Raw genomic sequence first — 16,774 nt, 5'->3', positions numbered from 1 at the left:
TATTTCAACCCCATACTTATACACGTACAAAAGCACTTCTGAACGATTTTGCCAAAGCACTCGCTCTTGCCGACCACGTTGTCCTGGCCGACATTTATGCTGCCCGCGAAGCAGATACAGGAGAAATCCATTCCAGAGACCTTCAGGCAAAATTGCAGGAACTTAATATTGATGCAGATTATTTTCCTTCATTCACCGAAATCGAGCAGTTTTTACTGAATAACTGCAGTGCAGGTGATCTTTTGATCACCATGGGAGCAGGTGATATTGTCAATGTTGGAGAAGATCTCTTAAAATAAAAGGGACAGGTTCCGGCTATAAGCTGGAACCTGCTCTTTTTATCAACAATTTTATCCACTTTTTTCAATCCAGTATTTATCACGCTTTTTGGCACTTATCCACATTATCCACAGATTTATTAACATTTTATGCCTTTTTCCCCTGTGGATAATTCTATTTACATAACGTTATTCACATTTTCCCATCAAACATCGCAAATATCTAGCTTTTTCAAGTATTTTCGACACATAACACGAACTGACATAATTTATCCACAATAGTTATCCACATTATCCACATTTTCCACAGAGTTTTCCACCAAAATCTGTCCTATTTTCAAGGATTTCAAAACATGGTATACTTGCCTTAATAAAACAAAAGGGTGAGCAGTATATGAACAGGATCCAATTACATGCCGATATGCCTCATACTATGACCATGATTCCGAATGAATTTCTTGACCATTATATGGCAGGGGCAAACGGTGAATTTTTAAAAATATATCTTTATCTTCTTCGATGGGCCGGATGCCCGGGAGCCGATATTTCAACAGCTTCCATTGCAGATTTCTTTAATATGACCGAAAGCGATATTTGCCGCGCACTGCGTTTCTGGGAAAGCGAAGGCCTTCTTCGTATTGCACGGAACACAGACGGTGAAATCAATGCCATCTGCCTGCGTCCGATTACCGCCCCATACGATCATGAGGTTTCAAGTCATGCCGAGGCCACTGTTTCCGTGGATAAACCGGATACTCTTTCTTCCGAAATCTTGGCTCAGGATACGGAAGCGGTTCAGGTACCTGCTTATCCTATAGAAGATCTGCAGGACTTTATCGAACATCAGGACGGTGATCAGCTTTTCTTTATCATTCAGCAGTATACAGGCAAACCTCTTAGTCCTACAGATATGAATACTATTTTCTTTTTCTATCGGGAACTGGGTATGTCACAGGATCTGATTGAACATCTTTTTGAATACTGTATCTCCAATGGCCACCGGAGAATGAGCTACATTCAGGCTGTTGCCATCGGATGGACAGAAGCCGGAATTCACACCGTTGAAGCAGCAAAGACTTACTGTGCTTCTTTCAACCAGCTAAACACTGCTGTTATTAATGCCTTTGGTATTAAAAACAGATATCTGAGCGAGGATGAACTTACATATGTACGCCGTTGGAGCAGAGAATATCATTTCTCACAGGATCTGATCGTGGAAGCATGCCGACGTACCATTCTGACTGCACATTCCGCCAGTTTCAAATATGCCAATTCCATTCTCGAACGCTGGAAGAATAATCAGGTCCAAAACATGTCGGATGTTCGCAGACTCGATGACGCCTTCGAAAAAGCCAAAGCTCTGCGCAGCACGAAAGAAAAGGAACAGGAAGCACGTCCTTCAAAAACACCTGCTTCAAAAAAGCCAGCTTCACGTTTCCATAATTTTAATCAGCGAACTTATGATTATGGCGAGATGGAAGTTGAATTTGTCAAGAAACTTCATGCCCGCACGCAACAATAACCCGTTCTCAAGGAGGATCTTATTCTTATGCTGAACAATTCACTTTATCAGACAGTACGACGTGACTTTGATCGACGACAGGCAGAACAGAAACATTTACAGGATCTTCATATTCAGGAGATATATGAAAAGATTCCGGAATATGAATCTCTTGAACAGGAACTCATATCTCTGTGTGCTCACGAAGCCCGTGAACGTGTTATGAATCCGGGTGTTGATTACAGTGAGCGTGCAAAAAAACTTCACGATCATATTGAAAGCATTCGAAAAAAACAGCAGGATTTATTAGCGAATGCAGGATTTCCCGAAGACTATCCGGATCTCAAATACATGTGCCCGATTTGCAGAGATACCGGATTTGACGGTAATGATCTGTGCAGTTGTTTTCGTCATGCTGCGGCCCAGATTATTTATGACCAGTCACGCATTGCTCCTGTACTGGAACGTGAAAATTTTCAGACATTCAATATACACTATTATCCTGAGCAGATCGACCCTCGTTTTGGCATAAGCCCTGCCGAGAACATGCGAGGTATTCTTTATGAATGTAAAAAATATATCGACAATTTTGATACTGCCTTTACGAATTTATTTTTCACAGGTGACACCGGTGTCGGTAAAAGTTTTCTGACACACTGTATCGCCAATGAACTTCTCAAAGCCTCCAGATCCGTTCTCTATTTAAGTGCTTTTGATCTCATCGAAGCTTTTGAGAAACATACTTTCGGCAGAAATGAAGATGATGATACAACTTTTTATGAGGACACCCTGTTTGATTCCATTATGAACTGTGATGCCCTGATCATTGATGATCTTGGAACGGAAAATGTGAATAACTTTACGGTTTCTCAGCTTTTTCTCTGTCTGAATCATCGCCAGGAACACAGAAAATCTACCATTATATCCACGAATCTTCCGGTAGAAGCCATTCAGGATATATACAGCGAACGCATATCTTCCCGCATTATAAGTTATTATAATATCTTCCTTATTTTCGGAGATGATATACGTATCCGGATTGCCCGTTCATAATGAAAGTTTTTTACATCTTTCTGCATTCTTCTGCGACTTTCGACAAACTCCTTGACAACACCCTTCATTATAGTCCATAATATTTAACTGGTTAACAATCCTTTTACAAAGGAAAAATATATAACACCATTAATGAACCATAGAAGTACGGAGGTAAATCATGAGTCAGCTCAATATCGATTTCAAAGACACTCTTCCTGCAGGCCATTTGGGAATCATCCCTCTTGAAAGCAGCTGTGAACTCGGCAAAAAAGTCAATGAATACATTGTTTCCTGGCGTAAGGACCGTAACAGCAAGTATAGTGAAAATATTCTGTTCGAAGATTACAAAAAGGATACTTACATCATTGATGCCAAATGTTCACGTTTCGGCTCCGGTGAAGCCAAAGGTACAATTAACGAATCCATCCGAGGAAAAGACTTATATTTAATTGTTGACGTAACAAACTACAATATCACATACAAATTATGCGGACACATCAACCGTATGTCCCCAGATGATCATTACCAGGATTTAAAACGTATTATTGCTGCTGCATCCGGCAAGGCACGTCGTGTAAATGTTATTATGCCTTTCCTGTATGAAAGCCGCCAGCACAAACGTACATCTCGTGAATCTCTGGACTGTGCTCTGGCACTCCAGGAATTAAAGAACATGGGTGTGGATAACATCATTACATTTGACGCCCATGACCCACGTGTTCAGAATGCCACACCAATGAGCGGATTTGAAAGCATCCAGCCAAACTATCAGTTTATCAAAGCACTTTTCAATTCCGTTGATGATTTAATCGTAGACAGTGAACACATGATGATCATCAGCCCTGATGAAGGTGCCATGACTCGTGCCGTTTACTACGCAAACGTTCTCGGCATTGATATGGGTATGTTCTACAAACGCCGTGATTATTCCCGTGTTGTTGACGGACGTAATCCAATCGTTGCACATGAGTTTCTTGGTGCTTCCGTTGAAGGAAAAGACGTTGTCATCATTGATGATATGATTTCTTCCGGTGAAAGTATGCTGGATACTGCAAAAGAATTAAAGAAACGTAAAGCAAGACGCGTTTTTGTTGCATCGACTTTTGGTCTTTTCACCAACGGTTTTGAAGCCTTTGATAAAGCTTATGAAGACGGTATTATCAGTAAAGTCCTGACGACAAACTGTATCTATCAGCCACCTGAATTACTGGAAAAACCATACTATGTCAATGTTGACTTAAGTAAATACATCGCTCTTCTGATTGATTCTCTGAATCATGACCATTCCATCAGCGATCTTCTGGATCCGGGTGAAAAAATTCATAAATTACTTCAGAATTATAATAACCGCTAAAAAAATCGGGTACTTCAAAAGTACCCGACTTTTTACGCCCTTCTGTCATTAAGAGAAATTGATGTGTAAGGAACACCCAGCTGTTCAAACGCACTCATCTCTCTTGTCTGACATGTGAATAAAAGTATCTGCTCAAAGTTTTGTTCTGACAGCCATTCTAATGTCTGAAGCAACCGCTTATCATCATAAAATCCAAAACTGTCATCTAAAATCAACGGCATATTTCCTTCCGGAAACAATAATTTTACCATTGCAGCTCGAAGTGCCAGATAAATTTGTTCCCGTGTACCAACGCTGAGCTGATCCGGTTCCGCAAATCCGGAGCCTGTATCAACTTTGATATTTAATTCATTGTCAACCGTCAGCCATGTATATTTACCCCCGGTCATCTGGCAGATCATATCCGACACTTCACGATTCAGAGTATGACCGAAATCCGAATGAATTTCCTCGGACAAGTCATATAGAATATCCATACATTCCTGGATAATACCGGCCTCTTCTTTCGCGGACTTTACCTCCTCCGCTAACTGTTTTATCTCCAACTCAAGATCTTCTCTTTCCGCCATTCTCTGCTCAAAATTCTCCTTCTGAACAATAAGGCGCTCTAAAGATTTCATCAGACGTTCTTCTTCATTTCGAAGTTTCCCGGAAGATTCATTATCCATCACATCATCCGTTTCAAGTGATATATCATCACCATATTTCTCAATATAAGGTTTAAGCGGAATTTGAATTTTTTCATACTGTTCCCGGAGTTCGTCCAATTCCTCTTTCATCTGACTAAGCCTCTCCTGATTGCCTCTTCCAAACATCTGTTGCTCCATCTGATCATGGATATCCTGAAGATTTTCTTTGCTTTCTTTCAACCGGATTCCCAAATGTCTTCGACCGCGCTGAAGAATGAAGGATGTAAGCAGAAGAACACCAATAAATGCCACAATAACACCGAAACGTATGAACATATTACTTTTCAAAAAGAAAACGGCCGCCACTGGAATGATTCCAAACATGGCAATTGAAAATAGGGTTGCAAGATTCCGTCCTGAAATCTGATCATATTGATCCGCTAAATCTTCATAATCTTCATTTGCTTCATCCCATTTTTCTTTCAGATCCTCAAAATTGTCTTCCGGCATTGTGCATTTCATCTGCTCATATGCAGATTTCAGTTCTCTGTATCTGGATGCGATGGCATTATTCTCCTCAATCAGACGAACGGCCGCCATACGCTCTTTCTGCTCTTTTCTGCGGTTCTCCCGAAAATCGGACTGGCAGAACTGTATTTTTTCACGTACCCTCTCAAGTTCTTTTTCCAGTTCCCTAATATCCGCTGATAATCGCTCCTCCTCTGACTCGGAAAATGCCAGATTATTCCGTATGTTCTGCTGCTCTCTCAACTGTTTTTCCGGGCTTTTATCGAGACATGCCTTTTTCGCTTTTTTCAGAAACTCAAATGTGCGATTCAGATCCACTTCCTGACTCTTTGTTTTCTGAATATTTGCCATATAAGCCTGGAGAGATAATCCGAAACGCATATCAATCTGACTTTCCAACTGACTGATACTGAGTGTATTTTTGAAATTTGACCGGTTTAACCCATCAATTAAAGTATCAATCTCATTTCCCGGAAGGTTGATCTCCTTCCCCGTACTTAATTGTTCAACTCTGAAAAATTCATCTTCTTTATAGAAATTTCGTACAAGGCGATATCTCTCACCGTCATGTTCAATTTCCATAGATCCTTCATAACTTCTCCCCTGTTCCCATGGCTGAAATTTTGTGTACACATCTCTTCTTGCTGCTTTGCCTCGAAGACGCTCCACTCCAAACAGCATGGCCTGTATAAATTGATGTACTGTAGATTTTCCTGATTCATTTTCGCCGTAAATGACATTAATTCCAGGATTGAAGCTCAGCTGCTTTTGATAAAATCGACCAAAATGTGTGATATTTAACCTTTTTATCCACATCGTCCGTTCTCACCCCTTCCATGGTACATAGCCTGAAGACCATAGCTTAAAATCCGTTCACGACGTGTCTCATCCATCGGCATGTGATATACTTTTTTTATAAAAAGACCAATAAGATTATTCGCATTCTCATTATAAATCTTCTCAAAATCAAACCATGGAATGGTTTCATCTTTTATTGAAACAACCCTTCCCTGCTGCATAAGACGTTCTTCGTCATAGACAATATCCGGATCTCTGTATCCCTTAAGCACCACATTATACATATGTCTGCTGCCTTCAATCTGGATCTGCTGCTCGAGCCATTCCTCCATTTCAGCACCCGTCATATCCTCATCCGATTCCAGGATCAATTCCCTGTATTCTCTGCAGGATACCGGACAGAATCGGATTCGAGTTCCCTTTTGATCTATTTCACCATAAATACATCCTCTGGCACCCATATCCAGTCTGTCAATTGGCTCCATAGAACCGGCATAAGCCATATTTGAAGCTATTATTTCAGGCTTATGAATATGTCCCAACGCTACATAATCAAACCCTGAATTCATAAGCTCACGCTGATGAATCGGAATATGTTTTTCATCTCCCCCATGAGCAAGAAGTACATGAAAGCCCGGTTCATTTCCCGGATGGATTCCCTGATACAGCGCTTCTTTTATCTCCCGATGCTCATAACTTAATCCATAAACCCATGTATCTATTGATTCGATGTAAAACCGATCAATTTTCTCATTCTTAAAAAAATGCACATTATCCGGCCATACAAAATCTCTGTAGTTTGATGCTTCTCCAATATAGTCATGATTTCCCGCCATCATAACCACCTCCACAGGTGCAATGGCTCCCAGTCGATAACTCAGTTCTTTTAACTCCCGCTTTAGAGGCGGACGATGAAATATATCTCCCGCAAGAAATAAAAGATCTATATTTTCACTTCCTGCTTTTGTCAACATCCGATAAAATGTCATTTCAATCTCTTTACTTCTCTCTACAGACCAGCTTTTTCCTTTATCGGGCATAGCCCCCAAATGGATATCTGCCATGTGAATAAAACGCATAGCTATCTCTCCTATTCATATAATTCATTATTACGATGCTTTTCATCAAACAAAAGATTATAGTTCAGATTCCAGTAATTATACCATTCTTCGGGACGCTTATTCACATCCTGATCCCCATAGGATGTTCCCTGAGCATCACAAAACATATTCGCTGTAATTATCGGATACTTCGTGAGCATCGCCTTCATAAACTGCTGATACTGACTTAAAGGAAGTCCCGCAGCCTCGAAAAGCAATGTTCCCAGATAATTGACACTTAACATTTGATAGACAGAGTCTTCATACCCCAGAGAAGCTTTGATCGATTCTTCATCAATATCATAATTTGCCCATAATATAAAAGGAACTTCGTATCGTTCCATAGACTCGGACCACTCTGCGCTGTCTGTCATGCCATTCATTTTATAAATCGGCTCAACAACCCAATCCGCCGGCTGATGATCGCCAAACATTAAAATAATTGTTGGTTCATCCTCCTTGGAAAAGAAATTCACCAGTTCACCAAAAGCCGCATCGGATACTTTAATAAGTGACAGATAACGTTCAAGCAATTTATCATTTTCTGATCCATAAACTTCCACATCCGGTTTAAAATTCTCGTATTCTTTGCTGTAACTGCTGTGATTCTGCATTGTCACATCAAACACGAACATCGACTCTCCCGCATCCTTTGAGCTATAAATATCGACAATTTTCTGATAGGTTGCCAGATCTGTCACATATTCACGGAGCACCTCGGCATCTTTAAAACTCTGTTTGAAAAAACTCTCCTCAAATCCAAAATACTCATAAACCTTATTTCGATTCCACCCTGTCGCACCATAAGGATGCATCGCATATGTGGAATATCCCTGATTTTTAAACTGCCATGCAATTGAAGGCATCTCACCTCGTATATACTGTTGATAAGGAATTGAGCCGACAGGTAAAAAAGCCATTGAATTTCCTGTCAAAAACTCATATTCCGTATTTGCCGTATTACCGCCTTTAACCGAAACCAGAGTAGTTCCTTTAATTGTATTCTCTTCCAATGCCCGAATATTCGGCATATAATCTACATTTGTCTCAAAATCACCTAAAACGGATAGATCCGAAAAAGCCTCATTCATAATAACAATAACATTCGGTTTGGTTCCCTCAACTTCTTTCGCATCATCATAAACTTCAAGAATCTCTTCAGCTTTTCCCCCATTATAACCGGAAGGCTTCTCTACCGCCAGATACTGCATATTTGATATGAAACTGACAGCAAATCCATTTTTTCTATAAAAGGAATTCGGTGTAAACAGGTATTCATAAAACCCCACTGCCTCGTGAACCGACGGCATCTGTACAACTTTTCCGTAAACGACGATCAAAAGGGCCATACTAAGTGTTATTAAAAGATGATTTCTGCGTTTTTTAAACGACAACTTCCAATCCGTCAAAAGCCCTGCTGCCATTAAAACAATAAAACCAAGAACCAATCCTATCGTTTTGCCGTCAAGGCTGTAATCAAAGTTATCGGAAACACTGGCCGCTGTTCTTACAGAAAAAATATCCCATGGGTATACAGGCACCGAACGGAATTTTATTACATAATAGTTGAGAAGCCCAACAATCAAAACGATCAGACTTCCCAGACTGATACTCACCTTACTCCGCTTCGAAATAATCAGTATAAAACTATATAATAAATAGTAAAATACCATATTCAATAATATAAGCGGCCATTCCATCGTCTCTGATACCGAATGGGTCAGACTTTCCATCAACCAGAAACTGATCGGCGGTACCACCAGCCAGAATAATATACTAATAATCTTTGGAATCTTCAGTTTTTTTAACATATGCCACCTCCATCAAGTCATCTGCTCAACCAAAAAGAGGCCGCTCACCGCAGCCTCTTTCCAAACTTCCTCTCGAAATATCACATCTTTTTAGATATCACAGTTCTTCACTGTTCTTGGGAATGGAATGACATCGCGGATGTTACCCATACCTGTCAGGTACATGACACAACGTTCAAATCCCAATCCGTATCCTGCATGACGTGTTGAACCGTAACGACGAAGATCCAGATAAAATTCATAATCCTCTTCTTTAAGTCCGAGCTCGTTCATACGCTGAACCAGTTTCTCGTAATCATCTTCACGCTGACTTCCGCCAATAATCTCGCCAATGCCCGGAACAAGAAGGTCCATAGCCGCTACCGTCTTATTATCCGGATTCATCTTCATATAGAAAGCTTTAATCTCCTTTGGATAATCGGTAACAAACACAGGACGCTTAAATACCTGTTCTGTCAGATAACGTTCGTGTTCTGTCTGAAGATCTGTTCCCCAATGAACTTTGTATTCAAACTTGTCATTATTCTTCTCCAGAATCTCAACAGCTTCTGTATAAGTTACATGACCAAAATCGGAACTGGCAACATGTTTCAGACGTTCGATGAGACCTTTGTCAACAAACTGGTTGAAAAATGCCATCTCTTCCGGTGCATTCTCAAGAACATAATTAATAATATACTTGAGCATAGCTTCCGCCAATGCCATATTGTCATCCAGATCTGCAAAAGCCATCTCCGGTTCAATCATCCAGAACTCAGCTGCATGACGTGTTGTGTTCGAATTCTCTGCACGGAATGTCGGTCCAAATGTATAAATATTCCGGAATGCCATAGCAAATGTTTCACCGTTAAGCTGTCCGCTGACTGTCAGATTGGTTTCTTTTCCAAAGAAATCCTTAGAATAGTCAATGTTGCCTTCCTCATCTACAGGCATCTGTTTCGGATCCAATGTTGTAACCCTAAACATCTCACCCGCACCTTCACAGTCACTTCCTGTAATCAGTGGTGTGTGAACATACACGAAATCTCTCTCCTGGAAAAACTTGTGAATCGCATACGCAATAAGTGACCGAACACGGAATACTGCCTGAAATGTGTTCGTTCTTGCACGCAAATGTGTCATTGTACGAAGATACTCAAAGCTGTGACGCTTTGGCTGAATCGGATAATCCGGAGTAGAAGCACCTTCTACAAAAACGCTGTCTGCCTGAATCTCAAATGGCTGTTTTGCCTTCGGTGTAGCCACTAATGTTCCCTCTACAATAACGGCAGCACCTACATTCAAATGACAAATATCCTGAAAATTATCAAGTTTTTCATCGAAAACGACCTGAAGCGTCTGGAAATATGTTCCGTCATTAATGACCAGGAATCCAAATGTCTTGGAGTCTCTGAGATTTCTCACCCATCCGCCGATTTTTACTTTCTGATCAAGATATTTAGAAGAATTACGGTATAATTCTTTAACTGTTATTAATTCCATCATTAATACCCCCGTATTAGTTTCAATCTTCTTTATTTTACCCTAAATTTTGTCATTCGTAAAGAAGAATTCCTTTTTAGTTTAGGCCATCCCCACTTTCTTCTTTATCCGTTCTATGGTAAAATAGTAGAATCAGTTATAAAAGAAAGGAAGTTTATACTCATGGATGAACGTATTAAAATATTTGCACACAATCTGATCCACAAATCTATTCAGGTAAAACCTGGTGATAAAGTTTACATTGATTATATAGGATCTGCAACTGAAGATCTGGCTCGCCAGTTAATCAAAGAAACTTATGCTGTCGGTGCCATGCCATTCCCGCATTACACAAGCCCACGGGTTCAGAGAGAAATGCTTCTTAACTGCAGTGAAGAACAGCTTCGCCTTATGGCTCAGGTCGCTTCTCTCGAGATGTCCCAGATGGACTGTTATCTGGCAGTTCGCGGAAGCGACAATATATCCGAAAACTCAGATGTCCCTGCAGAAAAACTGGCTCTTTATGAAAAACTTTATTCGACACCGGTACACCACGAAATTCGTGTACCAAAGCTTCGCTGGTGCGTTATGCGCTATCCGAACAGCTCTATGGCCCAATTAAATAACCAGAGTCTGGAAGCTTTTGAAGACTTCTATTTCGATGTCTGTTGTCTTGACTATGAAAAGATGGGCGAAGCCATGACACCTTTAATCGAACTTATGGACAAAACAGATAAAGTCCATATTGAAGGTCCCGGAACCGATCTGACATTTTCCATCAAAGGTGTTCCTGCCATCAAATGTGCCGGCAATATGAACATTCCGGATGGTGAGGTCTACACAGCCCCTGTAAAAGATTCGATCAACGGTACACTGACCTATAACACACCTGCTGTTTTCCAGGGATTTACATTTGAGAATATTTCCTTTACTTTTGAAAACGGAAAGATTGTGAAAGCGACCGCCAACAACACAGAAAGAATCAATCAGGTTCTTGATACCGATGATGGTGCCCGTTTTATCGGTGAATTTGCCATTGGTGTGAACCCTTATATTTTAACACCGATGAAAGATACCCTTTTCGATGAAAAAATTATGGGCTCCTTCCACTTCACACCGGGCAACTGCTATGATGAGGCCCCGAACGGAAACCACTCCGCTATCCACTGGGATCTGGTCTGCATCCAGACACCGGAATACGGCGGCGGAAGCATCTGGTTCGATGATGTACTCATTCGTAAAGACGGACGTTTCGTTCTTCCGGAACTGGATGGATTGAATCCGGAGAATCTAAAATAAAGCAAAAATCAGAGTGTAAAAAATATTGGTTTATTGATTCAATGATAAACAAGGCTGAAATTCCGTTTGAACCGAATTTCAGCCTTGTTTTATAATTATCCCCCTATAATCATTCTTTTTCTTTTCCGGACACTGCATAAGCAATTCCCATAACAGCTGCAAACAGAACCCCGGCTACCGGCCAGATAATCCAACTCTTATCCCAGTGATTTGTCCAGAAACTCCAGCCAAGATAGATTGCTGTAACCGTACACCAGTAAATTCCCGGAAGATGAGAAAATTTTTTGTTGATCTGCTTCTTTTTACGTGTGTAATCACCTTCCTGAAGAAGCTTTGTATAACTTTCATGGACCATACCAACAGAAATCAATACAAAAACACCGCAGGCAATAAAGGCAAGCAGAAGACCGATACAACACACATAGACAAAATCACTGTCTGACACAGCCATAGCGGCAAAAAGCGGAATAACACTGATAATACATAAACTTACACCGAGAACAATTCCTTTTTGATAGGTCGGTTCGAATTCTTCTTTCTGCCGTAATACAGACGCATGTGTATCATATTCCAGAGTAAATATCTCTTTTTCAAAAAATTCGTACTTTGATTCTTTCATTCCATTGAGTATCAGAAATGCAACACCGACAACTAACATAAAAAGTAAAACGACCATTCCGATCCCACCGGCCATATTTTCCGAAAGGAGCTCTGCTTTATATTCAGATAAACCTCCCAGTACAATAAGACATATCGGTGACAAGATGCATATAAAAACGCCAAGAGCCATCTTTTTGGATATGTATTTAATATCATCGATATATTGTTCTGCTTCACCGGAAGAAACCCTCCGCACACAATCCTCTTCATGCCACACATCAGGTTCTTTTATCTTCTCCGGCGCTTCTTCAATTTCAATCTCCTCTTTCAAAAGATAATCTGTACTCACATCAAAAATCTGACTGAGTTTAATAATCTTATCCAGATCGGGAACAGAAGCCCCGGATTCCCATTTAGATACAGACTGTCTTGAAATTCCCAACTGTTCCGCCAACTGTTCCTGAGACCATCCCTTCTGCTTTCTGAGTAACATGATTTTTCCTTCTAAACGCATACACATCGGTTCCTTTCTAATTGATCTTTATACCAATGTTATATCAAAAGCCTCTGTAAATCTCAACCAATTGGCCTTTGAAATGTGTCAACCGGCAGTTGCATCCCTTTATTTATAGTAACTGTAAATAATATTTCCCGATGAAGCAATGCCATTGACCGCTGAATCCCTTTCATATTTTACGACGGTTCCGTCCTTTGAATCAGCAATTTCAATATGGTTATCACTGTATCCTTCAGCCACACACCATGTTCCTTCACTATTTTTTACAATTAAAGGCGAGCCTTCAGAAATCATCGACAGGGCATCATCCAACCCGATGCCCGTCAGATCGACCACATGATAATCCGGAAAATTTGCCTGCAGATTTTGAAGCATTCCTCCACCATCCAACGAAGGTTCTCCCTCTTTCTTCTCAAAGGTCAGAAGCCACTGAAGCACTTCTCTCTGCTGTGCGGTCTCATCCGTTTCAACAGCTCCTATTCCCGGTCCGTTCAGACTTTTTTCAGACACACGTGAAGCCGGCCGCACAATAATCCTTCCCTGACTGTCCACAATTTTTCCGTCATTATCAAAAGCTTTCTTGTACGCCTGGGCAAAATCCGGACATGGTTCCAATTTCCCATTGATATTAACATAAAAACCATCGTAAATGTTTCCTTCTGCTTTGAATGCCATCTGCGTATCTGAATAAGTTTCCACACCTCTGGCAAATAAAACAACCGGCATATCATTCCCATAAGTATCTGTAGAAATCCATGTTTCCCGCATACGCAGCTCCTGATAAACGTCAAAAATCTCTGCTTCCTGAATTTCACTTTCGTTATAAAGGATATAATCCTCCGGACGATCCTGATGATCTTTCGTCCTGCTGTAAATTGTCAATAAATCATCTGTTATATAAGCTTCTGTTATATAACCTCCATCCGGTACCCTATATTCCCTGAGCAGATTCTGATCATCATCCACGATTTGAACAGATTCCATAACATCCTGTCCTTCTTTTAAAATTCCATAAACCAGATTATCTCCGAGAAATCCGATCATATGAAGCTGTCTGCTCCCATTGAGAATCTCTTTTGTTTCTCCGGTGTTCAGATTTTTCCATTCCAGACACTGAATCTTTCCACCGGTATCTCGTATGGACCGGACAATACTTTGACCATCGTCAGAAATCGCACAATCCTGTGAATCTGCACCTTCTAAAACGAGTTCAAACTTTTTCATCATCAGATCAAAACAGTAAATATTTCCTTCAAGGTAGAGATACATCCTGTTTTCCTCATCCACAAAAGCCATTTTCTCTATGCTCTGCTCTAAAAGAGCAAAATTTTTATCATATGGAATAAACAGAATCTCTGAATACGTTCCATCTGCCCTGTTATACTTATTGACTTCGATCCCAAATCTGCCCTCGCCGTCTCCATTATACATATAACCGTAAACGGCAAAATAGAGATCTCCGTTTTCTTCTGTCCTTAAAACTTTAATACCATGATTCAGATAACTTTGATCACGATGACTGACCTGACTCTTTCTCTCAAAGCCAAAGGCTTTCGTCAATATATTGTCCCGCGTGTTATAAACCCACAGTCCCCCATCAGCCACAAAACTAATGTACGTATTATATTCTTCTTCCTGCTTTGGCTGTCCGGTCTCTGAAGTATTTTCTTCTTCCTCAGGCTCTTCTTTTCCATACACCTGAACATCGGTCTTATCTTTGTCCACAATACCAAGACGAAGATTACTGTTATTAAAATAAAAGGATTGATCATCCAGTTTCTCATCCATCTTACGGGAATAACCAATCAGGCTGACAGTACTTCCAGTGCTGGCCACATCATAAAATTCCGTCACAGAATAGTTATAATCATTTCCTAAATCATCTCTGGCCTGGATTTCATAAAATAATTGAATTTCTGCCGTCTCACTATTCAAATTCAATATGGTTATATCCACATCACTGACGACTTCCGGATCAAGATCGCCCCAGGTTACCGTATCACTGTCCGTATAAATTGAAACTGTCCTGAAATCATTGCTGCTGGCATCTGATGAGTAGGCAAGATGCTCCGCAATACTGGCCGTAGCAGACTTCTGAAAAGTAGCGTTATGAAAATCCATAATAAACTGAATTTTATCATACATCTGAAAATTTGTGCCATAGACAACCCGGGTATAATAGTAATACGTCTCACCCGAGTCATCCAAAACTGTCAGATTCAGACAATATTCTTTTCCCTGCTGCAGCTCACTTGAAAAATTGATCTGTGTCTGCCGCTCACCTTCCACACGCTCTATGTCCGGACACTCACCCGATTCAATCTCCTTTGCATTCGACTCATCCATCAATGCATAGTAAATCTGCCTTGCACCGGATGCGGGTTCCTCCAATTGGATGGTCACATTCTTTGAATCCGACACAGGCGTCAGGCTCGTTCTGAGATATGCTGCATCCATCTCCTCCGCATACCCGATCATTTCGTTAAAGCGTATTCCACTGCTTTTTACATATAATTTAATGAGCGACGTATCTCCCTGATACTTTGATGGATGTATACGGTCGTAATTTAAAATATGATTCGCCAACATAAACGTCACAATGAAAGATATCAGATAAAAACCAGCAATCAACATGAGCTTTTTTCTATTCTTCATAGGATCCTTCTTCCTCTTTCTCTATCTCCGGAAACAAAAGACGATACAATGTCAGATCTCCGTTAACTGCCTGCATACAGGACTTAAATGCATCCATGCGTTTTCCTCTATTCTCCGTACGCCCCGTTTTTACTCCACGTATCAAAATATTTTTTGGTGTATGTTCCATATCAATAAATTCCAGAAGCTGTGTCCGATATCCCATAATTTCCAAAAGCTGTCCGCGAAGCCCGTCCGTCATCAAAGCAGCCATGCGCTCTTTTAAAATACCATATTGCAGTACCGGTTCCAGCATGTTATTTTTAATCTGACGATTGAGTTCATGCTGACAGCATGGTACAGAAAGAATCACCTTGGCATTCCACTTTACAGCTTTATACAGTGCGTAATCCGTCGCTGTATCACAGGCATGCAGCGTCACCACCATGTCCACTGCATCTGTCCCTTCAAAATCTGCGATATCCCCATGAATAAATTCCAACTGATCATATCCGTATTTGTCTCTCAATTCATTACAATGACGGATAACATCTGACTTTAAATCGAGACCGATCATATGCACCGAATATCCCATTAATATATTGAGATAATAATACATGGCAAAGGTCAGATAAGATTTTCCACAACCAAAATCAATCATTGTCAATGGACGATCTTTTGGTAACTCAGAAAGAATGTCCTGTATAAATTCCAGAAAGCGATTAATCTGACGATACTTATCATATTTACTGTGGACGATCTTTCCCTCTGGTGTCATAACCCCGAGATCTACAAGAAATGGTACAGGTGTCCCCTCCGGCAATATATACGTTTTTTTACGGTTATGAGAAAGATTACGTTTATCCGCTGCTGCACAACCAGCCGTGTTTCGTTCTTTAACTGTCACATTTCCCTTTTTCCCGGATAAAATCGTGTATTCTTTATCACCCGTTTTAATCTGAGTCTGCTTAAATTCATTTTGGATCAGTTCCTTCATCCACACTGCTGCCTGATCCTCTTCAATATTTTTATGAAAGACCTGAGTCTGAGTATACTGAGCCGCCTGAAATACGAGTTTATCTTTTATAATTACCGGGCGCACCTTGATTTTCTTTATATCTCCCGGACATTTCCGGTTACTGAGTGTCATCTCTAACAGCTCCCAGTTTAAAACATGATTTAAAATTCCTTCAAGTTTATCCATCATGAGTTCCTTTCTAATATTTAAT

The 16,774-nt window shown here is 40.5% G+C and carries 11 protein-coding genes and 1 pseudogene; 5 read left to right on the top strand and 7 right to left on the bottom strand.

The window, feature by feature from the left end; all coding sequences use genetic code 11:
* From QZZ35_RS01100 to QZZ35_RS01085, 4 genes and pseudogenes are all read left to right on the top strand, one after another.
* Positions 1-299 (top strand): annotated as a pseudogene (locus tag QZZ35_RS01100) (UDP-N-acetylmuramate--L-alanine ligase); the annotation flags it as partial.
* A 373-nt stretch (positions 300-672) separates the two neighbouring features.
* Positions 673-1,800, top strand: a complete 1,128-nt coding sequence (locus QZZ35_RS01095; RefSeq protein WP_291235763.1) for a DnaD domain protein — start codon at positions 673-675, stop codon at positions 1,798-1,800.
* A 27-nt stretch (positions 1,801-1,827) separates the two neighbouring features.
* Positions 1,828-2,832 (top strand): ATP-binding protein, encoded by a 1,005-nt coding sequence (locus QZZ35_RS01090; RefSeq protein WP_291235762.1) that lies wholly within the window; start codon positions 1,828-1,830, stop codon positions 2,830-2,832.
* Positions 2,833-2,992: 160 nt separating this feature from the next.
* Positions 2,993-4,168 carry a ribose-phosphate pyrophosphokinase gene (locus QZZ35_RS01085; RefSeq protein WP_291235761.1) on the top strand — a complete coding sequence of 392 codons (1,176 nt, stop codon included), beginning with the start codon at positions 2,993-2,995 and terminating at the stop codon, positions 4,166-4,168.
* Positions 4,169-4,200: 32 nt separating this feature from the next.
* On the opposite strand, the gene QZZ35_RS01080 is transcribed toward QZZ35_RS01085, so the two are convergent.
* From QZZ35_RS01080 to asnS, 4 genes are all read right to left on the bottom strand, one after another.
* A complete protein-coding gene (locus QZZ35_RS01080; protein ID WP_291235760.1) occupies positions 4,201-6,141 on the bottom strand; it encodes an ATP-binding protein in 1,941 nt (646 codons plus the stop codon).
* Positions 6,132-7,202 carry a metallophosphoesterase family protein gene (locus QZZ35_RS01075; protein WP_291235759.1) on the bottom strand — a complete coding sequence of 357 codons (1,071 nt, stop codon included), beginning with the start codon at positions 7,200-7,202 and terminating at the stop codon, positions 6,132-6,134. Before QZZ35_RS01075 ends, QZZ35_RS01080 begins: the two co-directional genes overlap by 10 nt.
* A gap of 11 nt (positions 7,203-7,213) precedes the next feature.
* Positions 7,214-9,034 (bottom strand): LTA synthase family protein, encoded by a 1,821-nt coding sequence (locus QZZ35_RS01070; protein WP_291235758.1) that lies wholly within the window; start codon positions 9,032-9,034, stop codon positions 7,214-7,216.
* A gap of 90 nt (positions 9,035-9,124) precedes the next feature.
* Complete coding sequence (gene asnS, locus QZZ35_RS01065) at positions 9,125-10,516, bottom strand: asparagine--tRNA ligase (RefSeq protein WP_291235765.1); 1,392 nt, start codon at positions 10,514-10,516, stop codon at positions 9,125-9,127.
* Between the two features lie 162 nt (positions 10,517-10,678).
* Here asnS and QZZ35_RS01060 point away from each other — a divergent pair, with 162 nt between their 5' ends.
* Positions 10,679-11,794 carry an aminopeptidase gene (locus tag QZZ35_RS01060; RefSeq protein ID WP_291235757.1) on the top strand — a complete coding sequence of 372 codons (1,116 nt, stop codon included), beginning with the start codon at positions 10,679-10,681 and terminating at the stop codon, positions 11,792-11,794.
* A 109-nt stretch (positions 11,795-11,903) separates the two neighbouring features.
* Here the strand turns inward: QZZ35_RS01060 and QZZ35_RS01055 are convergent, their stop codons facing one another.
* From QZZ35_RS01055 to QZZ35_RS01045, 3 genes are all read right to left on the bottom strand, one after another.
* The gene (locus tag QZZ35_RS01055; protein WP_291235756.1) at positions 11,904-12,887 is read right to left on the bottom strand and encodes a helix-turn-helix domain-containing protein; all 984 of its coding nucleotides are present in this window, start codon (positions 12,885-12,887) and stop codon (positions 11,904-11,906) included.
* Positions 12,888-13,016: 129 nt separating this feature from the next.
* Positions 13,017-15,566, bottom strand: a complete 2,550-nt coding sequence (locus tag QZZ35_RS01050; protein WP_291235755.1) for a hypothetical protein — start codon at positions 15,564-15,566, stop codon at positions 13,017-13,019.
* A complete protein-coding gene (locus QZZ35_RS01045) occupies positions 15,556-16,749 on the bottom strand; it encodes a class I SAM-dependent methyltransferase (protein WP_291235764.1) in 1,194 nt (397 codons plus the stop codon). The genes QZZ35_RS01050 and QZZ35_RS01045 overlap by 11 nt, the downstream gene beginning before the upstream one ends.
* Between the last annotated feature and the right edge of the window lie 25 nt (positions 16,750-16,774).

It is taken from the genome of Frisingicoccus sp. (genome assembly GCA_016298055.1).
In the GTDB taxonomy this organism is placed as follows: Bacteria; Bacillota; Clostridia; order Lachnospirales; family Lachnospiraceae; genus Frisingicoccus.
This window is presented reverse-complemented; position numbering and strand designations above follow the sequence as displayed.